This is a genomic window from Nocardioides sp. S5-5, from assembly GCF_054954065.1.
On record NZ_CP199913.1, the window covers coordinates 4,179,682 to 4,202,705 of the forward strand.

The window sequence follows — 23,024 nt, forward strand, 5'->3', positions numbered from 1 at the left end:
GTCCCCGTGGCAGCCGACGACCGAGCCCAAGAGCAGGCCGAGTTCCGCTCGCTGCTCATCCCGTCCCCCGAGGTGCCGCGCTTCGACCCGCTGCCCGTGGACGAGGCCGGGGACGTGACCGGGCACCTGACCGGGCACGACGTTCCGCGCTTCGAGCCGCTGGAGGGCGTCGGCGGGGTGCCCGGTCTCGGCACCGAGGTGGTCCGCCGCCGCCGACGCAGCCGGCGGCGCCGCTCCTCGAGCCATCGCCCGCGGCCCGCTGCCGGTTCCGCTTCCGGCCGCACTTCCGGCCGCACCGCCGAGCCCACGACGGAGCCCGAGACGAAGCCCGAGCCAGCTGCCTCTCCTCAGACCGGCACCGGCCGCCGCGAGACGTTCATCGTGGTCGCGGTGCTGGCGGTGCTGATCGCGCTGGCGGCGATCTACGCAGCGGCAGAGAAGGCCGACCAGCCCTCCGACAGCGGCCTGCCTCAGGGCGCCAGCCGGGTCAGCTCCCAGCCGGTGGTCGCGCGGGCGTAGCGCAGCCGGTCGTGCATCCGGCCGGCCCGGCCCTGCCAGAACTCGAAGGACGCCGGCCGGACGAGGTAGCCGCCCCACGCCGGCGGCACCGGCACCTCGGCGTCGGCGAAGCGCTCCTCGGCCGCGGCGTACCTCCGGTCCAGCTCGGCCCGCCCGTCGACGACCTGCGACTGCGGTGAGGCCCAGGCGCCGACCTGGGCGCCGCGCGGGCGGGAGCCGAAGTACGCGGCGACCCGCTCCTCGCTCAGCGGCCGAGCCTCCCCCTCGACCCGGACCTGGCGTTCCAGCGGGTGCCACGGGAACAGCAGTGCGCAGCGCGGCTCGGCCGCCAGTCCGGCGCCCTTGCGGGAGGCGGTGTTGGTGAAGAACGCGAACCCGTCGTCGGGCCCGTGGGTCGCGACGCCCTTGAGCAGCACCATCCGCGCCGACGGTGAGCCGTCGGGGTCGACGGTCGCGAGCACCATCGCGTTCGGCTCGTGGACGCCGGCCGCCACGACGTCGTCGAGCCACTGCTGCCACAGGGTCCACGGGTCGGTCGGTACGTCGGCCTCGATGAGCCCCTGCTCGCCGTACTCCCTGCGCAGCGCGGCGAGGTCGGGTCGGGTGGTCATGGGGCCACCTTAGGGACCGGGCAGGGAGGGGCGTGGGGCAGAATGCCGGGTGGCCCGCGGAACGCCCGGCTCGGAGCGCCCGCACCGTCCCACGAAGGAGCACGCCGATGCCTGAGGTACACCACGGACTGGAGGGCGTCGTCGCCTTCGAGACCCAGATCGCGGAGCCTGACAAGGAGGGCTCGGCGCTGCGCTACCGCGGTGTCGACATCGAGGACCTGGTCGGCCGGGTCCCGTTCGAGAACGTCTGGGGCCTGCTCATCGACGGCTCCTTCACTCCCGGTCTGCCGCCCGCCGAGGCGTTCAGCCTCCCGGTCCACACCGGCGACGTGCGCGTCGACGTCCAGGCGGCGATCGCCATGCTCGCCCCGGCCTTCGGCTTCGGCCAGACCTACGACATCTCCGACGAGCAGGCGCGCGCGGACCTGGCCCGGGTGGCCGTCATGGTGCTGTCGTACGCCGGCCAGTCGGCGCGCGACATCCACCTGCCCGTCGTCCCGCAGAAGACGGTGGACGAGGGCCAGACCCTCGCCGAGAAGTTCCTCATCCGCTGGCGCGGCGAGGCCAACCCCAAGCACGCCCACGCGATCGACGCCTACTGGTCCTCGGCCGCCGAGCACGGCATGAACGCCTCCACCTTCACCGCCCGCGTCATCACCTCCACCGGTGCCGACGTCGCCGCCGCCTTCTCCGGTGCGATCGGCGCGATGAGCGGCCCGCTCCACGGCGGCGCCCCCTCCCGCGTCCTCGGCATGATCGAGGAGGTCGAGAGGTCCGGCGACGCCGAGGGCTACGTCAAGGGCCTGCTCGACTCCGGCGAGCGGCTGATGGGCTTCGGTCACCGCGTCTACCGCGCCGAGGACCCGCGGGCCCGGGTGCTGCGCCGTACCGCCCGCGAGCTCGACGCCCCCCGCTACGAGGTCGCCGAGGCCCTCGAGAAGGCCGCCCTCGCCGAGCTCCGCGCCCGCCGACCCGACCGGGTCCTGGAGACCAACGTCGAGTTCTGGGCCGCGATCGTCCTCGACTTCGCCGAGGTCCCCGCCACCATGTTCACCTCGATGTTCACCTGCGCCCGCACCGGCGGCTGGTCGGCCCACATCCTGGAGCAGAAGACGACCGGTCGCCTGATCCGCCCCTCGGCCATCTACACCGGCCCCTCCACCCGCCCCGCCAGCGACATCGAGGGCTGGAACCCCGCCTGGGCGGAGTGAGCGCGGATCGGGGGCTCCTGTCGTACGCGCCGCCCGGGGATCAGGTCACGACGTGGTCGAGCAGGTCCGCGCTGGCAGCCGCGGCGAGCGCCGGGTCGCCGGCGCGCACCGCGGCGAGCACCGCGTCGTGCTCGGCGGCGAGCAGGTCGGCGGTGCCGGGGTGCTCGAGGCTGGCGCGCAGGGTCTCGACCAGACCGTCGTACAGCTCGACCAGCAGCGGGTTGTGGGCCGCCGCGACGATCGCACAGTGGAAGGCGACGTCGGCGTCGATGAACGCCGCCCCGTCCTGGTCGCGCACCGCCTCGTGACGCCGCGCCACGATGGCGTCCAGCTCCGCGAGGTCGGCGTCGGTACGACGCGCCGCGGCCAGCGCGGCGGCCCGCACCTCGATCGCGTGGCGGACCTCCAGCAGGTGGCCGATGTCGACGCGGTCGAGCTGCTTGCGCATCAGCGCCTGCATCTCGGTCGTGGCCGCCACGTAGGTGCCGTCGCCGCGGCGGACCTGGAGCAGCCCGAGGTGGGCCAGAGCCTTGACGGCCTCGCGGACGGTGTTGCGGCTGACGCCGAGGGCCGCGGCGAGGGCCGGCTCGGGCGGGACCCGGGTACCGACCTCCCACTCGCCGCTCTCGAGCAGCGCACGCATCCCCGCGATGGCCTGGTCGACCAGCGAGGCGGGGGCGGTGGGGGCGAGCGGCATGGAGATCCTTTCGATATTCGTCCAATGATCGGATGTCTGCGTATCCTAGGCGGCATGCCCGCCGTGGTCCATGATGCCGCCGCCCCGCAGCCGATCGCGGGCACCGGCCCCCGCGGCCGCGGGAGCGTCGGCCTGGTGGTCGCCGTGCTCCTGGTGGCGTTCAACCTGAGGCTCGCCATCACCAGCCTCGGCGCGCTGCTCGACCGGCTCGGCGAGGCGGGCGTCTCACCCGCCACCCAGGGCGTCCTGACGTCGCTGCCGGTGCTGTGCTTCGCCGTCGTCGGCGCGACCGCGATGGCCCTCACCCGCCGGGTCGGCGTCGACCGCGGGCTCGAGGGCGCGCTCGGACTGCTCACCGTGGGCCTGCTGCTCCGCGTCATCGACGGTACGCCGGCGCTCATCGCCGGGACCGCCGTCGCCACGGCCGGCATCGCGCTCGCCAACGTGCTCATCCCGGCGATCGTCAAGGAGCACTTCCCCGGGAGGGTCGGCCTGATGACCGGCGCCTACACGGCGATCCTGTCGCTCGGCTCGGCCAGCGGCGCGGCCGCCACCGTCCCGGTCGCCGACGCCGCCGGCTCCTGGCGCGCCGGGCTCGGCGTCTGGGCGCTCTTCGCCGTCGCCGCCGCGGCCGCGTGGGCGCCGTACTGCCGCCGGCACGACCCGGCCCGCTCCGCCGCCCGCGGCGCCCCGATGTGGCGCAACCCCACGGCGTGGGCGGTCACGATCCTGTTCGGCACGCAGTCGCTGTACGCCTACGTGATGATGAGCTGGCTCCCGAGCCTGTACGCCGACGCCGGATTCAGCGGGGCCACGGCCGGTGTGCTGCTGGCGGTCAGCATCGTCATCGGCGTGCCCTTCTTCTTCCTCGCCCCCAGCATCGCCGGCAGACTGCGCCAGCAGGGCCACCTCGTCGGGCTGCTCACCGCGTGTACCGTCGCCGGCTGGGCCGGACTGTGGCTCGCTCCCCACGCCGGCGCCTGGGTCTGGGCGGCACTGCTCGGCGCCGGCGGTGCGGTCTTCCCGGTGACGCTGTCGTTCTTCGCGATGCGGACCACCTCCACCGCCGACACCGCGTCGCTCTCGACGATGGCGCAGAGCGTCGGCTACGCGCTCGCGGCCGGCGGCCCGCTGCTCATCGGCGTCCTGCACCACAGCTCCGGCGGCTGGGCACTCCCGTGCGTGCTGCTCATCGGGCTCGGCGTGGTCCAGGCGAGCGCGGGCTACCTGGCCGGGCGGCCGGTCAGGATCGGCGAGCCGGCGAGCTGAGCGCCGCCACCAGGACGGCGAGCCCCCGGTCGAGCTCCTCGTCGGTCGGCCCGCCGAACCCGACGACCAGGCCGCTGAGCCGGGCCGTGCGGCAGTAGTCGCGCAGCAGGTTGACCCGGAAGCCCGCGTCCTCCGCGGCGGCCCGCACCCGCACGGCACGGGCGTGGGGCAGCAGCCAGGTGGAGTACATGCCGGCGACCGGGCCCGCCAGGGTCGCATACGGCGACAGCGCCGCGACGACCCGCGGCGCCCGCTCGGCGTACACTCGGCGGGCCGAGCGGACCACCGCATCGACGTACCCGTCGCGCAGCAGAGTCACCAGTGCCCGCTGCACCGGCCAGGCCGGGGCGTCGTGGGTCAGCGACCGGTGGGCGTCGTAGGCGTCGAGCAGCCGGTCGGGCAGCACCGACCAGCCCAGCCGCAGCGACGGCAGGATCGCCTTCGAGGCGGTGCCGAGGTAGGCCACCCGGTCGCGGTCGAGCGAGGCGAGGGCAGGCACGGGCGCGACGTCGTAGCGGAACTCGGAGTCGTAGTCGTCCTCGACCACCAGCGCGCCGTCGCGCCGCGCGGTCGCGAGCAGGGTGAGCCGGTCGGCGGCGGGCATGACCCGGCCGAGGGGGTGCTGGTGGGCAGGGGTCACGTAGGCGGCGCCGCAGCCGCGCAGGTCGCCCACCGGCTCCAGCGCGGGCAGGTCGCGCACCTCGCGCCCAGACTCCTGCACCATCGCGACCGCGGCGCGGTAGCCGGGATCCTCGACCGCGACCGCGGCGCGCGGAAGCACGGCAAGCAGATGGCGCAGCCCCGCACCGGTGCCGCCGGTGACCCGGACCCGCTCGGTGTCGACGGCCAGCCCCCGGGTGCGGCCGAGTCGCTCGGCGAGCAGCGCGCGCAGCTCGGGCAGGCCGCGGGGATCGTCGTACCCACGCGGCGGGGTGGCCACCGACACCTCGCGCCAGGCCCGCCGCCACACGGCCTGGTGCCGCGGGTCGATCCACGGCGTGCCGGCATCGAGCATGACCAGCGCTCGCTCCGCCGCAGCGGCACGACGACGCCCCGGCGCTGCGCGACGCCCGGCCACACCTCCCGCGACCCAGGTCCCGGAGCCCTGCCGAGCCTCCAGCCAGCCCTCGGCGAGGAGCTGGTCGAAGGCCTGCTCCACCACGGAGCGCGAGACGCCGAGGTCGGCCGCGAGCCGCCGGGTGGGCGGCATCCGGTCCTCGCGAGCGAGCGCTCCACCGAGCACCAGCTCACGGACCTGGTCGGCGAGCTGGGTGCCGAGGGGGCGGGGGTCGGCGCGGTCGAGGCGTACGGGCAGCATCGGAATTGGCCTGTCATATCGGCAACGAACTGGCCCGTGAAAACAGGCCACTTCCGGGCCACGATAGACCCATGAGCGCTGTCCTGGAGCCCACCGACCGCACCCGGATCCGCCGCGGACGCAACCGTGCCGTCGCCGAGCGCACCGACCTGCTCGCGCTGCTCACCGACGGCCTCGTCGCCCACCTGGGCGTGAGCGTCGGCGACCACCCGGTGGTGCTGCCGACGGCGTACGCGGTCGACGCGGAAGGTCCCGACGAGGGCGGCACGCTCTACGTCCACGGCTCCGTGGCGGCCCGCTGGCTGCGGGAGTCGGCGGACAGCACGGTGTGCGTCACCGTCACCGAGCTCGACGGCCTGGTCGCCGCCCGCTCGGCGTTCCACCACTCGATGAACTACCGCTCCGCCGTCGTGATCGGCCGAGCGCGGGTCGTCGAGGACGACTCCGAGCGGCAGCACGCCCTCGACCTGATCGTCGACCACATGATCCCGGGCCGGTCCGCGACCCTGCGCCCCAGCACCCGCAAGGAGATGGCGGCGACCGCCGTGCTCGCCGTACCGCTGGCCGAGGCATCGATGAAGGCCCGCTCCGGCGATCCCGCCGACGAGCCGGAGGACGTGGCGGCCGGCGTCTGGGGCGGGCACATCCCCGTCCACCGGAGCATCGGTGCGCCGGTCCCGGCACGGGACAACCTGCCCGGGCTCAGTGTCCCCGACGACGTGCAGGCCATCGCGACCCGGCGCGAAGTAGCTCGTGAATCACGCCGACCCGGCGCGAAGTAGCCCGGACACCGGCCACCTTCTGCCGGGTCGGCGGAATCAGGACTGCCGCAGCCCGGACTCGATGGCGAAGACCACCAGCTGGGCCCGGTCGCGTGCCTGCAGCTTCACCATCGCCCGGCTGACGTGGGTCCGCACCGTGTCGGGGCTGACCACGAGCGCCTCCGCGATCTCACCGTTGGAGCGTCCCGTCGCCACCCAGCCCAGGATCTCGCGCTCCCGGTCGGTGAGGTCGCCGATGCGCGGGTGCGGTCGCTCGGCGCTGCGGGCGCCGAAGTGGTCGATGACGGTCCGGGTCACCGACGGCGCGAGCAGTGAGCCGCCGTCGGCGACCACCCGCACCGCGTCGAGGATCGCGGTCGGCTCGGCATCCTTGAGCAGGAAGCCGCTGGCGCCGCCCCGCAGCGCCTCGAAGACGTACTCGTCGAGCTCGAAGGTCGTCAGCATGACCACCTTCACGGCGGCCAGCGCCGGGTCGGCAGCGACCTCGGCGAGCATGCCGAGGCCGTCGAGGACGGGCATCCGGATGTCGCAGAGCACCACGTCGGGTGTCGTACGACGAAGCAGGGCGAGCCCCTCGCGCCCGTCGCCGGCCTCGCCGGCCAGCTCGAGGTCCGGCTCGGCGGCGACCAGGGTCGCCAGGCCCATCCGGACCAGTGGCTGGTCGTCGACGAGCGCGACCCGGATCGCGTCGGTCACCGGGGTCCCCGCGGAGTTGTGCGGCGGAGGAGCGAAGCGGGGGAGGCGCAGAACTTCGTGGGGTGGTTCATGCGGGCAGCACCGCGCTGACCTCGAAGCCGCCCTGCGGCACCGGCCCGGCGCGGAAGCTGCCGCCGAGTGCCTCCACGCGAGAGCGCATGCCGCTGATGCCCATGCCCTCATCCTGCACCGGGCCGCCGTGCCCGTCGTCGGAGACCCGCAGGGCGACGGTGTCGGCGCCCCGCTCCCACACGACGGTGGCGGTGCTCGCGGCGGCGTGCCGCAAGACGTTGGTCAGCGCCTCCTGGAGCACGGCGTACGCCGCCGCGCCGGTCGGCGGCGTCAGCTCACCGGGCTCGCCGATCACCTCGAGCCGCAGCCCTGCGGAGCGGACCCGGTCGACCAGGGCCGGGATCGCCTCGACCCCGGAGGCGGGCCGGCGGGGGGCCGGCTCGCCCGCGATCGTCGCGAGCTCGGTGCGCAGCGCGTCCAGCGCCTCGCGGCTGGTGGTGCGGATCGCCTCCAGGCTGTCGCGGGCGGCGGCCGGGTCACGGTCGAGGACGTGCAGCGCGACACCGGCCTGCATCGCGATCACGGCCAGGCCGTGGCCGACGCCGTCGTGGAGGTCCTGCGCCATCCGCAGCCGCTCCTCGGCGGCGGCGCGCGAGGTCCGGTCCACCCATGCGGAGCGGCCCTGCCGGAGCATGCTGCCGATCGCGGCGGCCGACGACACCAGCGCGCCGATGCCGATCGACTGCCACATCCCGACGGCGAGGTCGTCCCAGCGCAGGCCACGCACCAGCAGGCCGGCCCAGATCAGCACCGCGGCGACCAGCAGCCACGGGAACCAGGTGGAGAAGGGCCGGCGGGTCGCGAGCACGAAGGACGCCACGATCAGCGCGAAGAAGATCGGCCCGTTCTCGCCGCCGACCGCGAAGTAGCCGCCGCTCAGCGCGCCGGTGGCGACCAGCAGCAACGGGAACCGGTCGAGCAGCAGCAGCGAGCCCGCCGCGCCGGCCGCGAGCAGCACCGACAGCACCCGCCCGACGACCCCGGCCTCGATCTGCCCGACGTGCCCGAGGTTCACCGCGAACGAGCCGCCGGTGATGATCACCGCGACCGGGATCAGCCACCAGCGCTTCGCGAGCCACATGTTCGTGTTCATGCCTCGAACCTAGGCGAGCGCCGACCGGGTGTCGTACGACGACGGGACCCTCCGGCGTACGCAGTCCTGCGTACGCCGCGGCCGCCTTCCAGCGGACGCGCCCGCGGCTCCGACCGGCGAGCGTGGAGCCATGGACGCACAGGCAACGACGGTGGCCGCCACCGACAACCTCACCAAGACCTACGGCGACCGGATCGCCGTCGACAAGGTCACGATGACCGTGCGGCGCGGCGAGGTCTACGGCTTCCTCGGGCCCAACGGCGCCGGGAAGACCACGACCCTGCGGATGCTGCTCGGCCTGGTCCGGCCCACCTCGGGATCGTCGTACGCGTCGACCTCGGTGGGCGCGCTGATCGAGGGCCCGGGCTTCTACCCCTATCTCTCCGGGCGCGCCAACCTGCGCGTCCTGGCCCGGCACCGCGGCCTGCCCGACACCGAGGTCGAGCGGGTCCTGGAGCGGGTGGACCTCGCCGGCCGCGCGGATGACCGGTTCAAGGGCTACTCGCTCGGCATGAAGCAGCGCCTCGGCGTCGCGGCCGCGCTGATGGGCGACCCGGAGCTGATCGTCCTCGACGAGCCCACCAACGGCCTCGACCCGGCCGGCATGGCCGACATGCGGGCGCTGGTCGTCGACCTGGCCCGCGGCGGTCAGACCGTGCTGCTGTCGAGCCACCTGCTGGCCGAGGTGCAGGAGATCTGCCACCGGGTCGGGGTGATCAACGACGGCCGGTTGCTGCGCGAGTCCACGGTCGCCGAGCTGCGCGGCGGCGTCGCGCTGCGGGTCCGGGCCACTCCGGAGCCGGAGGCGCTCGCCGTCGCGATGCGCCTGGCCGGCGACGACGGCGTACGACGCGGCGCCGACGGCGACCTGCTGCTCACGCTCCCCGCCGACCGAGCCCCCGACGTCGCCCGCGCGCTGGTCGCAGCCGGCGTCGACGTCCACGAGATCACCGCTGCCGAGCGCAGCCTCGAAGAGGTCTTCTTCGAGATGACGCAGAAGGAGTCCGTCCGATGAGCACCCTGAGCGCCACCACCCGCAGCACCCGCGCCGAGCTGGTCCGGCTGCGCGCCTGGCCGGCCGTGTGGATCACGCTCGGCGCCTGGCTGGTGCTGAGCCTGCTGTTCGGCTACCTGTTCACCTACCTGTCGTACACCAGCGGCGACCCGGGCTTCGCCGACGAGGGCACCACCCAGGCCCAGCAGCTCGCGGAGATGATGCCGGACGCCGTACCCGACGTCTTCTTGCGGGGCATGCCGATGTTCGGCGGCGCGCTGATGATGGTGCTCGGCGCGCTGGTGGCCGGCAACGGCTACGGCTGGGGCACCTGGAAGACCCTGTTCTCGCAACGGGTACGCCGTACCCCCGCGCTGGTCGGCTCGGCCCTCTCCCTCACCGCCGTCGTCGTCGGCACCCTCGTGGTCACCTTCGCCCTCGACCTCGGCGTCTCGCTGCTCATCGCCACCACCGAGTCCCGGGACGTGGTGCTGCCGTCGGCCGGGTCGGTCGCCCAGGCCTTCGGCGCCGGCTTCCTGGTCTTGGAGATGTGGGCGCTGCTCGGCTTCCTGCTCGGCACCCTGGCCCGCGGCCCGGCGCTCTCGGTCGGCCTCGGCCTGGTCTGGGCACTCGTCGTCGAGAACCTGCTGCGCGGCGTCGGCCAGCTGCTCGGCTGGGTCGAGACCCTCACCGAGGTGCTCCCCGGCACCTGCGCCGGGTCGCTGATCGGCTCGATCGTCGGCGTCGGGGTCGGCGGCGGAACACCCGGCGTGGTCGACACCGTCCCCGGTCCCCGGGCGGCGATCACCGTGGCGGCGTACGTCGTGCTCGCGGTCGTGGGCAGCGTCGTGCTGGTCCGGCGGCGGGACGTGTCCTGACCGACCCGGCTCAAACTGACTCCAGCGAGGGCCCCGACCCGGCCGATAGTGACGCCTGAAAAGAGCCGAGAGTGGCTACCGGATTCGCTCGCTGCGGGATCGACGCGATTTCGACGTCACTTTGCGCCGGGTCGGCGGGCCTGCAGGAGTCGCTTCGCGCCGGGTCGACGGCTTGTGCGGGGGGCTGTCACAATAGGGCCATCTCTGACAGCGTCGTCAGCCTGCCCTCCGCTCACCCCGATGAGAAGGTTGACCACGTGACCGACATCCAGATCCCCGCCGAGCTCAAGCCCGCCGACGGCCGCTTCGGCGCCGGCCCCTCGAAGATCCAGCCCAGCCACCTCGACGCGCTGGCCGCGACCGGCGACACGCTGATGGGTACGTCGCACCGGCAGGCCCCCGTACGCAACGTGGTCGGCCGCGTGCTGCAGGGTCTCGGCGAGCTGTTCACGCTGCCCGAGGGCTACGAGGTCGTGGTCGGCAACGGCGGCGCGACCGCGTTCTGGGACATCGCGGCCTTCGGCCTGATCGAGAAGAGGTCGCAGCACCTGACCTTCGGCGAGTTCTCGAGCAAGTTCGCCTCCTCGGTCAAGGCCGCGCCGTGGCTGGACGCGCCGTCGGTGATCGCGGCCGACCCGGGCTCGCGCCCCGAGGCCGCCGCCGAGGCCGGCGTCGACGCCTACGCCTGGGCCCACAACGAGACCTCGACCGCCGTGATGGCGCCGGTCGTGCGACCCACCGGCGCCGACGACGGCGCGCTGGTGCTCATCGACGCCACCTCGGGCGCCGGCGGCCTGCCGGTCGACCTCGCCGAGACCGACGTCTACTACTTCGCCCCGCAGAAGTGCTTCGCCTCGGACGGCGGCCTGTGGTTCGGCATCTTCTCCCCCGCCGCGATCGAGCGCGCCGAGCGGATCGCCGCCACCGACCGCTACATCCCGCCGTTCTTCAACCTCAAGACGGCCATCGACAACAGCCGCCTCAACCAGACCTACAACACGCCGTCGGTCGCCACGCTGTTCTTGATGGCCGAGCAGCTGGACTGGATGAACGGCCAGGGCGGCCTCAAGGGCATGGTCGAGCGGACCACCGCGTCCTCGGACGCGCTCTACGGCTGGGCCGAGCGGACGTCGTACACCACGCCCTATGTCGCCGACCCGAGCCACCGCTCGCTGGTCATCGGCACCATCGACTTCGACGACGCGATCGACGCCGCCCAGATCGCGAAGGTGCTGCGCGCCAACGGCATCGTCGACACCGAGCCGTACCGCAAGCTCGGCCGCAACCAGCTGCGGATCGCGATGTACCCCGCGATCGACCCGGCCGACGTCGAGGCCCTGACGAAGTCGATCGACTACGTCGTCGAGGCGCTCTGACGGCCTAGCCTGCCCCGGGCGCGACGACCCAGCGCCCGGAGCAGGTCCCGGGTCGAGGCGCGGTCGAGCACCGCCTCGGGTCGGCGGGCCTGCTCGAGCCGCGCGATCCGCGCCTCCAGCCGTTGGATCCGCCGCCGCGTGCGCGCGGCGAGCTCGGCGACGGCCAGCCGGGCGACCATGTCGGTGAACCAGCCGGCGGACTGCAAGGTGACCTCGGTGGGGGCGGAGACCTCGGCCGGGTGCTCTCGCGGGTCCACCAGCAGGTTCGCCGGGTCGCCCACGACCGTGGCCGCCGAGGCTGCCAGCGCGGCGATGGAGGCCCGCGCCTGCTCGTTGCACCGCTCGGCCGCCCAACGCGGCACCCGGACCCGCTCCTGACCGACTCCGCTCGGCGGCGCGTCGCCCATCCGGCGGCCGACCTGGCGCATCACCCGGGTCCACAGCTCCGCGTCGTGGCCGCCCTGCTCGTAGGACAGGTTGAAGTGCCGCAGCATCTCGACCTCGGCGTACGGCGGCGACGCGTTGAGCACCGGCTGGAGCTCCAGCACGCCCTCGACCCCGAGCAGGCTCTCGAAGACACGGTGGTTGAACATCCGGTCCGTCTTGTCGCCACACACGAACACCAGCCGGTCCTCCCCGAACCGGCGGCCCCACTCGGCGAGGATGGTCTCCGGCGCATAGCGGCGCATCGACTCGTAGTAGGAGTGGCCGGGCTCCAGCACCCCCTCCAACCAGGTCTCCAGCGGCTCGGCGCCGCCGCGGCGCAGCGCCTGCTGCCAGCTGGACGGCAGGATCTCGGCCGTCGGGCGCAGGGTCACGACGACCGTCGTGTCGGGCCCGAGCTGCTCGGCGATGGCGTCGAGACGGTCCGGCGTGGCGCCGCTGAAGCCCTCGCTCGAGAGCAGCACACACCGCGCGGTGGAGGTCCGGAAGCCCTCGGCGAGCCGGTTCCACCGGCGCGCGACGCCCGGCCGGCGGTGTCCGGGCGTCCCGGCGGCGAACCTGGCGGCGGACAGCGGATTGGCGCCCCGGCTGACGTAGTCGACACCCGCCCGGGCCAGCTCGTCGCGGGCCGCGTGCATCGACGCCTGCAGCGCGGAGGTCCCGGTCTTGGGCAGGCCGATGTGGAGGATCCGGGACCCGGGCGGCAGCGGGCCGGGGAGCTGCTCAGCCACGGCGCACCGCCCGGCGTACCAGTGTGCCGACCACCTCTCGAGCGGGTACGGCGTCCGGGGCTGCCGGGACGTCCTGCACCAGCGCGGCCCTCGTCTCGAGCCCGCGGATCCGTCGCGCCGCGGGCCCGCCGAACTCGGCGACGGCGTGCCGCGCGACGACATGGGCGACCCGCCCGGCCACCGCGACGGAGACATGGGTGGGCACCGCTATCTCGGCGTCGTACCGCCGGGGGTCGGCGAGCAGGTGCTCCAGGTCGCCGACGACCAGCGCGTCGGACGCCGTCAGCGCCGCGATGGCCTGCCGGGTCCGCCCGTTCGACCGCTCCACCGCCCATCGGGGCAGCCGGACCCGCGCACCGCCGCTCACCGCGGGATGGTCCCCGAGCTCGCGTCCCGCCTTGCGCATCACCTTCTGCCAGGGACCGACGTCACTGCCCGGGCCGGCCGAGCCCCGAGAGAGGTTGGCGTGCCGGAGCACCTCGATCTCCGCGAAGGACGGGGAGGCGTTGCGCACCGGCTGGAGACTCAACGCACCGGGGACTCCCAGCAGGGCGCTGGTCGCGTCGAGGGGTGCGGTCCGGTCGCGGGGGTCGCCGCACAGGAAGATCACCCGGTCCTCGCCGACCGCACTCCCCCACACCGACAGCAGGTGGGCCGGGTCGAAGGCATCCATCATCGGGTGCCCGGGTCCGGCGTCGGACAGCACGTCCTCGAGCCAGGCGAGGTAGCCGTCGGTGCTGCCCTCGCGGGTGATCTGCTGCCAGATCGACGGCAGCAGGCCGGTCATCGGTCGCAGCGTGACGAGAACGCGGACGTCCGGGCCCAGCGCCGCCGCGATGTCCGCGGCGGTCTCGGCCGAGGCGGCGCAGAAGCCCTCGCTGGAGAGGACGGCGTGGCGGGCGGCGCTGGACCGGAACGCGCGGGAGACCTGGTCCCAGCGCCGCCGGTGCCTCGGGGGCGCCGACTCGAGCCGGCCCAGCGCGACGCAGCGAGCCAGCGCGAGAGGGTTGGCGCTGCGGCTCACGCAGTGGACGCCCTGGGCCTCGAGGCTCTCCCGCGCGGCGTGAAGGGCGGCCTGGAGAGCGGAGGTGCCCGTCTTGGGAGGACCGATGTGGAGGAGCTTCGCCCCGTCGGGCAGCGGTGTCGGACGGTCAACCCGGCGCACGCGGGCTCCTCACTACTCGACGCTCGGTGCCGGGGCACCCTTCCCCCCTCACAGCGTCGAAGGGTCCGGATCCGTTACAGGACAGGCCTGTCACCGCTCAGAACGTGTGTACGCAGTCACGTTCTCAGGCATAGGTGTCGACCCGGGCCGCACCGAGCGCGACGAGCAGCTCGGTGCGGGCCGGACCGCGTACGGCGCCCGGGGTGGCCAGGACCTCGGCGACGGCGCGCTCGAGCTCCCGGTGCTCCTGGAAGTGCCGCAGCGCGGCCGAGCGCCACTCCTCGATGTCCGGCCCCATGCCCGGCATCGAGGCGACCACCGCACCGCGCGAGCGGGCCAGCCAGCCCGCGCAGAGGAGGGCGAGGACCAGCAGCAGGGCTGCGGTGGTGAGCTCCATCGACATGGTCGTCGCCTCCTCGTCGGGTTCGGTGGACCGATGCCTGACCAACGACCGCCGGTACGACGGGTGACGACCCCGGCCCGAAGACGGGACCGGGTCCCAGGAGGCCGCCCGGACTACACCCGCCCCGCGATGAGCTCGTACGCCGTGCGCCCGAACGCCACCATGCGCGCGAGCGCCACCCCGGTCGGCGTACCGCGCAGCGTCTCGAGCGCCGCGTCGACAGCGTCCTCCTTGGGCCAGCCGTAGGCGCCCGCGCTGATCAGCGGGAAGGCGACGGAGCGAGCACCCACCTCGTCGGCGACCTCGAGCGCGCGGCGGTAGCAGGAGGTCAACAGGGTGCGGTCGGTCTCGCCGGCGTTGCGGTTGGGGCCGACCACGTGGATCACCCAGCGGGCCGGCATCAGGCCGGCGGTGGTCCAGCCCGCGTCGCCGGTGGCCAGGCCCTGGGGGAAGCGGCGACGGCAGTCCGCCAGCACCTCCGGTCCGCCGGCCCGGTGGATCGCGCCGTCCACGCCCGCTCCCCCGCGCATCGCCCGGTTGGCGGCGTTGACGACCGCGTCGACGTCCTGCGCGGTGATGTCGCCCTCGACGACCTCGATGTGCATCAGTCGACCGTACGGAGCCGGATCGTGCCGGGTCCAGCCCTCACCGACCCCCGACAAGGCGCAGCGTCGCCCGCTCGAGCTGCTCGCGGGTCGCGCCGGCGCGCACCCGGATCGTGCGGCCCTCCTGGTAGGCGTCGACCACCCGCGGGTCGACGTACGCCGACCTGGCCAGTGCCGGGGTGTTGCCCAGGAACTCCGCCACCTCCCGCATCGCGCCCGCGACCGCGCGCTTCCGCGCGGTCTTCGACGCCTCCGGCCCGGGCGCGTCCCCGAGCGCGGCGGCGGCCAGCACGGTGCCGTGCCAGGTGCGGAAGTCCTTCGCGGTCACCTCGAGCCCACTCACCTCGCGCAGGTACTCGTTCACGTCGGTCCCGGCGACGTCGAGCAGCCGCGGGTCCTTCCGGCGACGACGGCGCCGCCGGGCGAGCGCCCGCACCGCGACGGGATCGTCGATCTCCACGTGGTGCTCGATCCCGGACTTCCCGGTGAACTCGAAGACCAGCGTGTCGCCCGAGCGTCGTACGTGCTGCCGCTCGAGTGTGGTCAGGCCGAACGAGCCGTGCTCCTCGGCGTACACGTCGTTGCCGATCCGGAAGCAGCCCAGGTCGATCAGCCGCACGGCGAGCGCGCAGGTCGCGTCGCGTCCCAGGTCGTCGTCGGCGAGGTCGGCGTCCACCCGCTCCCGCAGCCGCGGCAGCCGCCGGCCGAGCCGCACCACCCGCTCGTGCTTCTCCGCGGCGCGCTGCTCGACCCAGTCCGGGTGGTAGAGGTACTGCCGCCGGCCCGCGGCGTCGGTGCCGACCGCCTGCAGGTGGCCGTTGGCCCGTGGACAGATCCACACATCGGTCCACGCCGGCGGGATGACCAGCGCCTTGCAGCGCGCTGTGTCCCCGGCCGGCAGCGGGCGCCCGTCGAGGCCGAGGTGGACGAAGCCACGGCCGGACCGTCGCCGGGTCCAGCCCGGCTCGTCGGGAGAGGTACGACGCAGCCGGGCCACGTCGGGGGAGGTAACCGGATTCGGCCGGCTCAGTCCCTCGGCCGCAGCGAGCGCAGCAGCACCGCCACGATCGCGACACCCGCCACGCCGCCGATCGCCCACGGCCACCAGGACCGCGGCTCCTCCACCTGGACCGGCGCCCGCTCGTCGTCCGCCTCCGGCACGGGCGTGGGGGTGGGCGTCGGCTCCGGCGCCGGCAGGTCGACCCGCAGCACCTCGGCCCCCGGCCCCTCCGAGCCGAGCAGGACCTCGCCCGACTCGCTGACCGCGATCCCCTCCCCCTGCGGCTGCCGGGGCAGGTCGACCTGCGCGACGCGCCGCAGCTCGGGCCAGGCGTAGACGGCCGCCTGCCCGTAGTTGCGCAGCACCAGGTGCTGGCCGTCGGGATAGAAGGTGCCGTCGGTGGCGATGCCGAGCACCTCCTCGACGAGGGTCAGCCGGTTGGGCCCGTCGGGATCGAGCCGCTCGGGCGCGGCGTAGAGGCGGCCGATGAACTCCTTGGCCACGACGTAGAGCCGACCGGTCGCCGGGTCGGCGAGCAGGGTCTCGGCGTCGTGGGCGCCGTCGGGATAGACCAGGCGGTACGTCGGCGCATGCACCGTCCGATTCCCCCGTCCGAACGGCACCCGGGCCACCTCGACGTGGTCCCGCGTGCCGGTGTTGTCGCCGATGTCGCCGACCCAGACCTCGCCGTCGCCGGCGGGCGCGAGCGCCTCGATGTCGGTGGCGTCGCCCTGCCAGCGGGTGACGCCGACGGTGTCGCCGCTGGCGGGGTCGACGGTGAAGATCCGGTTGCTGTCGCCGGAGTCGTTGACGGTCACGACCAGGCCGTCGCGGGCGACCAGGCCGCTGGACTCGGTGATCGCCGGGTCGGTCCACGCGAAGGCCGGGTCGGCCGGGGGTGGCTCGAGCGCGGCGCCCGGCGAGAGGAACCCGATCGCGAAGGGCACCAGCAGGACCAGGCCGAGCAGCTTCCTCACCCCTGCAGCCCGCTCACCCGAGCAGGTCCTGGAGGCGCGGGCGGATCCCCCACGCGGCGACCAGCGCGTCGTACTCGCCGTCGTCGGCGCCCGCACCGGTCCGCACCGCCCGCAGCAGGGTGTTGCGCGGGGTGTGCTGGCTGTCGACGAACTCCATCACCTCGACCCGGTAGCCGGCCCGCCGCAGCAGCAGTGCCCGCAGCGTGTCGGTGAGGGTGTCGGCGAACCGCTCGCGCAGGATGCCGTCACGCACGAGGCCGGCGTACGGCGCCGGCGGCTCCGCTCCGCGCAGCTGGGCGGCGATGTCGTGGTGACAGCAGGGCGCGGCGAGCACGAGCGGCGCCTGCCAGCCGACCGCGCGGGCGAGCGCCTCGTCGGTGGCGGTGTCGCAGGCGTGCAGGGCGAGTACGACGTCGGGCGCCTGCGCAAGCTCGGCGGACCCGATGGCACCGGCCAGGAAGGTGGCGTCGATGCCCAACGCCCGCGCCACCGACGCGTTGTGGTCGCGCGACTGCTCCTTGACGTCGACCCCGGTCAGCCGCACCGGCAGGCCGCGGCGCTCGCTGAGGAAGCGCTGCGCGGCGAACGTGAGGTACCCGTTGCCGCAGCCGAGGTCGACCACCCGCAGCGGGTCCTCGGGGGTCGGCCTGCGCAGCCGGCCCTTCGCGATCGCCTCGGTGACCGAGCGGTCCAGGATCCGCAGGAAGTCCTCGACCTGGCGGTACTTCGCCATCCGGCTCGGCTTGATCCGCCCCTGCGCGTCGGCCAGCCCGAGGGCCGCGAACACCGGGTCGTCCTCCGGCAGCAGCCGCTCCTTGGCCCGGTCATGACTCCGGTCGGCCGGCGGCTCGCCCGTGCGTGCCGCCGTATGCACCAGGGCGGCGCCCTTCTTGGTCACCCGCAGGCTCAGCTGCTGCTCGGCGGTCTCGACGGTCCAGTTGCCGAACGGCTCGGCCAGCAGCCCGTCGACGGCCTGCTCGGCCGCCTCCCCGCGCGGGTGGTTGGCCGTGTGGGCCTGGGTGGCGTCGTACCTGACGATCTGCAGGCTGCGCCCCGCCTTGAGGTCCACCCAGCGCAGCTCCACCCGTCGCCACGGAGGTACGGCTGCCCGCCGGCGCCCGGACGCCACCGCCCGGACCAGCCGGTCGTCGGCCAGCAGGCCCGCCCGGACCCGGGCCAGCGCCTCGTCGAGCGACTGGGTGCTCACTTGACCAGGGCCGCCACGAGGACGATCAACAGGAGCGCCACCAGCGCGGCCGGGATGATCAGACGGCGGTGGCGAGGGTTCACCCGTCGATGGTAGTCGCGCGGTGGTTCCGTTCCCGCGTCGCATCTGGCGAACGGGCTGCGAGACCGCCCGAATCACGGCCCATTCGTCAGATGCGACGCGAAGAGCCCGCTCACCAGTGCTCGAGGGAGGCCCCGATGATCCCGGCCAGGTCCTCGGCGACCACGTCCTTGGGCGCGGTGGCGAGCAGCCGCTGCTGCTGCAGCGCACCCTCGACCAGCGCGTCGACGTCGCCGGCGCCGTACCCGACCTCGGCCAGGCCGTTCGGGATCCCGATGTCGCGCATCAGCGACGCGATCACGCCGGGCAGCACCGAGGCGTCGTGGCCGGAGACCCCCGGCGCGAGCAGCTGGGCGGCGCGCAGGTGCCGCTCCGGCGCGGCGTCGAAGGTGAACCGGAAGGCCTCGGGCGCGGTCAGGGCGACGGCCATGCCGTGCGGCACCATCGCCTCGTCCTGCGGGTAGTCGGCGGGACGGAAGTCACGGACCCGGCCGGCGATCGGGTACGCGTTCGCGTGCGGGATGTGGACGCCGGCGTTGCCGAAGCCGAGTCCGGCGAAGGTGGCGGCGAGAGCCATCTGCTCGGCGGCCTCGCTGCCGCCGTCCCCCTCCCGCGCCGAGCGCACGGCGGCCCGGAACGCCCCTGACAGCAGCCCCATCGCGCGCTCCGACCAGAGGTCCGCAATCGGGTTGGCGCCGCAGTACGGCACCCGCTGCTGCGGCTCCTTGGCCGGGAGCTCGCCGTACCAGCGGGCGGTGTAGCTCTCCAGCGCGTGGCACAGGATGTCCATCCCGGCGGCCGCGATCACGCCCGCCGGCTGGGTCGCCGACAGCGCGGGGTCGACGACGGCGAGGCGGGGGCGCAGCGCCGGGTGGCTGATGCCGGTCTTCACCTGGAGCGCCAGCACGTCCATCACGCAGATGGTGGTGGACTCGGCGCCGGTCCCGGTCGTGGTGGGGACCGCGGCCAGCGGCAGCACCGGCTGCTGGGGCGCGCGGGCCTTGCCGATGGGCGCGTTCACGTAGTCCATCAGCTCGCCCGGGTTGGTGACGAGCAGCGCGACCGCCTTCGCGGTGTCGATCGAGGAGCCGCCGCCGACCGCGACCACCGCGTCGAACGCGCCTTCGCCGCGGGCGAAGGCCACCGCCTCCTCGAGCGAGGCATCGGTCGGCTCGACCCGGGCGCCGGCGTAGGTGACCACCTCGACGCCGTGGGCGCGCAGCGACGCCGCCACCGTCTCGGCGTGGCCGGCGGCCAGTACGCCGGGGTCGGTGACGAGCAGAGCCCGGTGGGCGCCCCAGCCGCGGACGTCGTACCCGACCTCGGCGGCGGCGCCCCGCCCGAACTTGAGGGCGGGCGCGGCATAGGTGAAGACGGTCTCTGTCACCCGGCGACAGTATCGCCGGCGACCTCGATCGCGGCGCGGACCGAGCCGTAGACCTTCAGCCGGCGCGCGGCGACGTCGGCCAGCGGCACCCAGGCCACCTCGTCGGTCGTGCCACCCTCCTCGACGACGTGCGGCTCTCCCGGCCCGACCTGCGCCCGGTAGATGATCCCGATCGCGTGGAAGTCCTCCTCGCGGCCGTTGGGGGCGGTGCCGGTGAAGTGGTGGTCCAGGACGGTCAGCAGGTCGCCCGCCTCCCCCTCGAGCCCGCACTCCTCCCACAGCTCGCGCCGGATCGTGTCGCTCGGCGACTCGCCGTGGTCGATCCCGCCGCCCGGCAGGTGCCAGGTCCCGGGGTCGGGCGCGAGGTCGGAGGTGCGGGTCAGCAGGATCGCGCCGTCGCGTACGACGTACGCGTAGGCGGCGGTGCGCTGTCGCCGGCGCACGGCGTACGACGCCAGCGCGTCACTCACCAGGCTGACCGTCGGCACGGTGCCGTCGAGCACGGCCGCGATCGGATGCCAGGCCGCCTCCGCGGTCGAGCCGTCGACCTCGGTGACGTGCGGCTCGGGCGCGTCGGCGGGCACCCAGCCCTCGTAGACGATCCGCACCGAGTGCGCGTCGACCCGGCGTCCGCGCCGCCACGAGTCGGCGACGTGGAGGGAGTGGACGTGGGCGGTCTCGCCGACCTGGGCGTGCAGCCCGGTCTCCTCGTAGACCTCGCGGACCACCGCGTCGCGCGGGTCCTCGCCGTGGTCGACCCCGCCGCCCGGCAGCGACCACAGCTCGCGCTTGGTCACCCGCTCGGCCAGCCGGGAGAGCAGGATCTCCTCGCCGCGGACGATGACGGCGTACGCCGCCAGCCGCTGCACCCGCTGCCCCATCGCCTGACCTCCTCCTCCGTCCACCCTAGGGTGTCGGCTCAGGAGAAGGGCGGGCGGTTGTCGCGGGCCAGGGAGTGGCGTCCGGCCCAGCGCCAGACCCGCGCGGAGCGGTCGCGGTCCTCGTCGGTGACCAGGTTGCCCATCCAGCGCAGCGCGAGGGTCATCAGCAGGTCGGAGCGCATGCCGACCGGGCCCAGTGCCGGCAGCAGCCGCGGCACGGTGACCAGTCCCGCGAGCCGGCGCGCGATGGAGAACGACTCGCCGTAGTGCTCGCGCAGCAGCTGCGGCCACACCGCCCCCAGGTCGGCGTCCGGCGACGCGGCGAGCAGCTCGGCCACGACCCGGCCGGTCTCCAGGCCGTAGTCGATGCCTTCGCCGTTGAGCGGGTTGACGCACGCGGCCGCGTCGCCGATCAGCGCCCAGTTGCGGCCGGCGACGTGCGACACGGCGCCGCCCATCGGCAGCAGCGCGGACGTCGGGGCACGCAGTTCCTCACCCAGTCCGAACTCCTCGCGGAGGCGGTCGGCGTACAGCTTCATGAGGGGCTTGATCGCCACGTCCGTGGGTCGCTTCGCGGTCGCCAGCGTGCCGGCGCCGAGATTGACCTCGCCGCTCTGCCTGCCGAGCGGGAAGATCCAGCCGTAGCCGGACAGGATCTCGTCCTGCTCGCCGCGCAGCTCCAGGTGGGAGCTGATCCACGGGTCGTCGGCACGCTCGGACTTCACGTAGCAGCGCCCCGCCACGCCGTACACCGTGTCGCGGTGCCACTCCCGCCCCAGCACCTTGCCCAGCGGCGAGCGCACCCCGTCGGCCACGATCAGTCGCTTGCAGGCGATCTCGCGGCCGTCCTTGAGCACGACCGCGGCGACCTTGGCTCCGTCCATCCGTACGTCGACCGCCCGGGCCCCGTCGAGCCCGGTCGCGCCCGCCTTGATCGCCGTCGTGCGCAGGTGGTCGTCGAGCTCGGTGCGCGCGATCGCGCTGCCCCAGTCGGGCAGGTTGCCCCCCGGCCACGGCAGGTGCAGCGTCTGCCCGAACCCGTGCGCCCGCAGCCCCTGGTTGACCGTGTGGGAGCGCACCCAGTCACGCAGCCCGAGCCGCTCCAGCTCACCGATCGCACGCGGCGTCAGCCCGTCGCCGCAGGTCTTGTCGCGCGGGAACAGCGCCGCGTCGGCGAGCACCACGTCGAGCCCGGCGCGGGCCGCCCAGGCCGCCGCCGCCGACCCCGCCGGCCCGGCGCCGACGACGAGGACGTCGGTGCTGAAGCTCAGGGAGGGGGCCGTCACACCGTCGATTGTGTCAGTCCGGGCCACCGTGCCGGTCAGTGGGACCGGCCGACGTGGGTGCAGACGCAGACCTTGTTGCCCTGCGCGTCGGCGAGCACGACGAACCGCGGGGCCTGGTCGTCCGCGACCAGGGTGCCGCCCGCGGCCAACCCGGCGGCGATCCGCTCCTGCGCCACCTCGGGCGGCACCCGGATGTCGAGGTGGAACCGCTGCCGCGGCTCTTCGTGGGGCCCGGTCTCCTGGAACCAGATCGTGGGGATGGTCCCGGTCGGGTCGACGATCTCGTCGTCCACGGCACCGTCGGTCATCGCGAGCACGGCCTTCCAGAACGGCTTGATCTCCGCGCGATCGGCGGTGTCGAGGCCGATCTCGACCCGCTGCACGACCGACGGCTCCGCGGCGACCCCGAGCTCGGCGGCGATGTCGCTGATCTCCCGGGCCAGGTCGACGTCCCGCTGGGTCTTGCCACCGGCGTCGTGGCTGGTCAGCACTACGTGCACGGCGGGGTAGGTGAGCGTCACGTCGGGGTGGTGGTCGGCCGCCTCGGCGACCGCGCCGATGCGATCGACGAGGGCGAGGCCCGTCGCGAAGTCGCCGGTGCGGAACCTGGCCTCGAGCGCGCCGTGCATCGAGCGCCAGTCCGGCAGCCCCATCGCGGCGATCTGGTCGCCGCTGAGCAGTGTGTGGGCAGCCATGGCCGTCAGTCGCCGCGCGGGGGCCCGAGCAGGGCCGACGGCACGATCGTGACGGAGAACGGAAGCTCCGCGGTCCACGGCTCGTCGCCCGTGGCGTCCACGACCTCGGTGTACGCCCCGTCGCGCAGCTCCCAGACGATCAGCCGGCCCGCCAGCGGGTCCAGCACCCAGTACGACGTGATACCTGCCCGCTCGTACCTCTTGAACTTCGTGTTGAGATCGTAGAGGGCGGTGCTCGGCGAGAGGATCTCGACCACGAGAACCGGAAGAGTCTCGATCGGATCCGTTCCGACCAGCGCGTCCGGATCCACGACCATCACATCGGGCTGGACCGCCGTGTCGGCCGACAGGACGTCGAACGGCGCGGCCAGTGTCGCCAACTCCGGTGGCTCGGCCGCGAACAACAGCTTCAGCAGCTCGCGCTGGGCCCACTGGTGCTCTGGCGACGGCGAGTTCATGACGGTCAGCACCCCGTCAATCAGCTCGAGGCGCCGATGAGGCTCCCACAGCTCCGCGACGTCGTACGCCGTCAGCACCTGCCCCTGCGGCAGGTCGGTGTCCACCGTCATGGCACCCATTGTGCCTCGCCTCCTCGACCCGAGTCATGGGTCGATCCTGCGTACCCGCCGACCGGCCCGCAAACGGC

24 protein-coding genes are annotated in these 23,024 nt (G+C 74.1%); 7 read left to right on the forward strand and 17 right to left on the reverse strand.

Annotation, left to right across the window (positions count from 1 at the left end):
- The first annotated feature begins 6 nt into the window (after positions 1–6).
- Entirely contained in the window at positions 7–519 is a 513-nt protein-coding gene (locus ACUP6Y_RS20270; protein ID WP_462552686.1) for a hypothetical protein, read from the forward strand.
- Here the strand turns inward: ACUP6Y_RS20270 and pdxH are convergent.
- Positions 471–1,130 (reverse strand): pyridoxamine 5'-phosphate oxidase, encoded by a 660-nt coding sequence (pdxH, locus tag ACUP6Y_RS20275; RefSeq protein WP_462552688.1) that lies wholly within the window; start codon positions 1,128–1,130, stop codon positions 471–473. The two genes, ACUP6Y_RS20270 and pdxH, sit on opposite strands and share 49 nt — an antisense overlap.
- A 107-nt stretch (positions 1,131–1,237) precedes the next feature.
- On the opposite strand from pdxH, the gene ACUP6Y_RS20280 reads away from it, so the two are divergent.
- Positions 1,238–2,341 carry a citrate synthase 2 gene (locus tag ACUP6Y_RS20280; RefSeq protein WP_462552690.1) on the forward strand — a complete coding sequence of 368 codons (1,104 nt, stop codon included), beginning with the start codon at positions 1,238–1,240 and terminating at the stop codon, positions 2,339–2,341.
- A 40-nt stretch (positions 2,342–2,381) separates the two neighbouring features.
- Here ACUP6Y_RS20280 and ACUP6Y_RS20285 read toward each other — a convergent pair whose 3' ends face one another.
- The gene (locus ACUP6Y_RS20285; RefSeq protein WP_462552691.1) at positions 2,382–3,038 is read right to left on the reverse strand and encodes a FadR/GntR family transcriptional regulator; all 657 of its coding nucleotides are present in this window, start codon (positions 3,036–3,038) and stop codon (positions 2,382–2,384) included.
- A gap of 54 nt (positions 3,039–3,092) precedes the next feature.
- On the opposite strand from ACUP6Y_RS20285, the gene ACUP6Y_RS20290 reads away from it, so the two are divergent.
- Positions 3,093–4,307 carry a CynX/NimT family MFS transporter gene (locus tag ACUP6Y_RS20290; protein WP_462552692.1) on the forward strand — a complete coding sequence of 405 codons (1,215 nt, stop codon included), beginning with the start codon at positions 3,093–3,095 and terminating at the stop codon, positions 4,305–4,307.
- On the opposite strand, the gene ACUP6Y_RS20295 is transcribed toward ACUP6Y_RS20290, so the two are convergent.
- Positions 4,282–5,625 carry an aminotransferase-like domain-containing protein gene (locus ACUP6Y_RS20295; RefSeq protein ID WP_462552694.1) on the reverse strand — a complete coding sequence of 448 codons (1,344 nt, stop codon included), beginning with the start codon at positions 5,623–5,625 and terminating at the stop codon, positions 4,282–4,284. The genes ACUP6Y_RS20290 and ACUP6Y_RS20295 overlap by 26 nt on opposite strands.
- Before the next feature lie 71 nt (positions 5,626–5,696).
- Between ACUP6Y_RS20295 and ACUP6Y_RS20300 the strand changes: the two genes are divergently transcribed.
- Positions 5,697–6,407 (forward strand): pyridoxamine 5'-phosphate oxidase family protein, encoded by a 711-nt coding sequence (locus tag ACUP6Y_RS20300; RefSeq protein ID WP_462552696.1) that lies wholly within the window; start codon positions 5,697–5,699, stop codon positions 6,405–6,407.
- Positions 6,408–6,443: 36 nt separating this feature from the next.
- Here ACUP6Y_RS20300 and ACUP6Y_RS20305 read toward each other — a convergent pair whose 3' ends face one another.
- Entirely contained in the window at positions 6,444–7,103 is a 660-nt protein-coding gene (locus ACUP6Y_RS20305; RefSeq protein ID WP_462552698.1) for a response regulator, read from the reverse strand.
- A gap of 67 nt (positions 7,104–7,170) precedes the next feature.
- Positions 7,171–8,268, reverse strand: coding sequence for a sensor histidine kinase (locus tag ACUP6Y_RS20310; protein ID WP_462552699.1), 1,098 nt, complete (start codon positions 8,266–8,268; stop codon positions 7,171–7,173).
- Positions 8,269–8,398: 130 nt separating this feature from the next.
- Here ACUP6Y_RS20310 and ACUP6Y_RS20315 point away from each other — a divergent pair, with 130 nt between their 5' ends.
- The 3 genes from ACUP6Y_RS20315 to serC all read left to right on the forward strand — a co-directional run bounded on the left by ACUP6Y_RS20315 (position 8,399) and on the right by serC (position 11,516).
- Positions 8,399–9,283 (forward strand): ABC transporter ATP-binding protein, encoded by an 885-nt coding sequence (locus ACUP6Y_RS20315; protein WP_462552700.1) that lies wholly within the window; start codon positions 8,399–8,401, stop codon positions 9,281–9,283.
- Positions 9,280–10,140 (forward strand): ABC transporter permease, encoded by an 861-nt coding sequence (locus ACUP6Y_RS20320; protein WP_462552701.1) that lies wholly within the window; start codon positions 9,280–9,282, stop codon positions 10,138–10,140. Before ACUP6Y_RS20315 ends, ACUP6Y_RS20320 begins: the two co-directional genes overlap by 4 nt.
- 257 nt (positions 10,141–10,397) lie before the next feature.
- Entirely contained in the window at positions 10,398–11,516 is a 1,119-nt protein-coding gene (gene serC, locus ACUP6Y_RS20325; RefSeq protein ID WP_462552702.1) for a phosphoserine transaminase, read from the forward strand.
- On the opposite strand, the gene ACUP6Y_RS20330 is transcribed toward serC, so the two are convergent.
- The 12 genes from ACUP6Y_RS20330 to ACUP6Y_RS20385 all read right to left on the reverse strand — a co-directional run bounded on the left by ACUP6Y_RS20330 (position 11,495) and on the right by ACUP6Y_RS20385 (position 22,947).
- Entirely contained in the window at positions 11,495–12,691 is a 1,197-nt protein-coding gene (locus ACUP6Y_RS20330; RefSeq protein ID WP_462552703.1) for a coiled-coil domain-containing protein, read from the reverse strand. The genes serC and ACUP6Y_RS20330 overlap by 22 nt on opposite strands.
- Complete coding sequence (locus tag ACUP6Y_RS20335) at positions 12,684–13,856, reverse strand: hypothetical protein (RefSeq protein ID WP_462552705.1); 1,173 nt, start codon at positions 13,854–13,856, stop codon at positions 12,684–12,686. Before ACUP6Y_RS20335 ends, ACUP6Y_RS20330 begins: the two co-directional genes overlap by 8 nt.
- Positions 13,857–13,980: 124 nt before the next feature.
- Positions 13,981–14,259 (reverse strand): hypothetical protein, encoded by a 279-nt coding sequence (locus tag ACUP6Y_RS20340; RefSeq protein WP_462552706.1) that lies wholly within the window; start codon positions 14,257–14,259, stop codon positions 13,981–13,983.
- Between the two features lie 113 nt (positions 14,260–14,372).
- Positions 14,373–14,867, reverse strand: coding sequence for an O-acetyl-ADP-ribose deacetylase (locus ACUP6Y_RS20345; RefSeq protein WP_462556784.1), 495 nt, complete (start codon positions 14,865–14,867; stop codon positions 14,373–14,375).
- A gap of 37 nt (positions 14,868–14,904) precedes the next feature.
- Positions 14,905–15,861: a DNA topoisomerase IB gene (locus ACUP6Y_RS20350; protein WP_462552708.1), complete on the reverse strand. Its 957-nt coding sequence runs from the start codon at positions 15,859–15,861 to the stop codon at positions 14,905–14,907.
- Positions 15,862–15,890: 29 nt separating this feature from the next.
- Entirely contained in the window at positions 15,891–16,841 is a 951-nt protein-coding gene (locus ACUP6Y_RS20355; RefSeq protein WP_462552709.1) for a hypothetical protein, read from the reverse strand.
- A 13-nt stretch (positions 16,842–16,854) separates the two neighbouring features.
- A complete protein-coding gene (locus ACUP6Y_RS20360; RefSeq protein ID WP_462552711.1) occupies positions 16,855–18,048 on the reverse strand; it encodes a class I SAM-dependent methyltransferase in 1,194 nt (397 codons plus the stop codon).
- Between the two features lie 193 nt (positions 18,049–18,241).
- Entirely contained in the window at positions 18,242–19,516 is a 1,275-nt protein-coding gene (locus ACUP6Y_RS20365; RefSeq protein ID WP_462552712.1) for a hydroxyacid-oxoacid transhydrogenase, read from the reverse strand.
- Complete coding sequence (locus ACUP6Y_RS20370) at positions 19,513–20,397, reverse strand: NUDIX domain-containing protein (protein WP_462552713.1); 885 nt, start codon at positions 20,395–20,397, stop codon at positions 19,513–19,515. The genes ACUP6Y_RS20365 and ACUP6Y_RS20370 overlap by 4 nt, the downstream gene beginning before the upstream one ends.
- 38 nt (positions 20,398–20,435) lie before the next feature.
- Positions 20,436–21,683 (reverse strand): geranylgeranyl reductase family protein, encoded by a 1,248-nt coding sequence (locus ACUP6Y_RS20375; protein ID WP_462552715.1) that lies wholly within the window; start codon positions 21,681–21,683, stop codon positions 20,436–20,438.
- Between the two features lie 35 nt (positions 21,684–21,718).
- On the reverse strand, positions 21,719–22,378 hold the full coding sequence (locus ACUP6Y_RS20380; protein ID WP_462552716.1) for a 4a-hydroxytetrahydrobiopterin dehydratase: 660 nt from the start codon (positions 22,376–22,378) through the stop codon (positions 21,719–21,721).
- Between the two features lie 5 nt (positions 22,379–22,383).
- Positions 22,384–22,947: a Uma2 family endonuclease gene (locus tag ACUP6Y_RS20385; RefSeq protein WP_462552717.1), complete on the reverse strand. Its 564-nt coding sequence runs from the start codon at positions 22,945–22,947 to the stop codon at positions 22,384–22,386.
- Positions 22,948–23,024 lie beyond the last annotated feature (77 nt).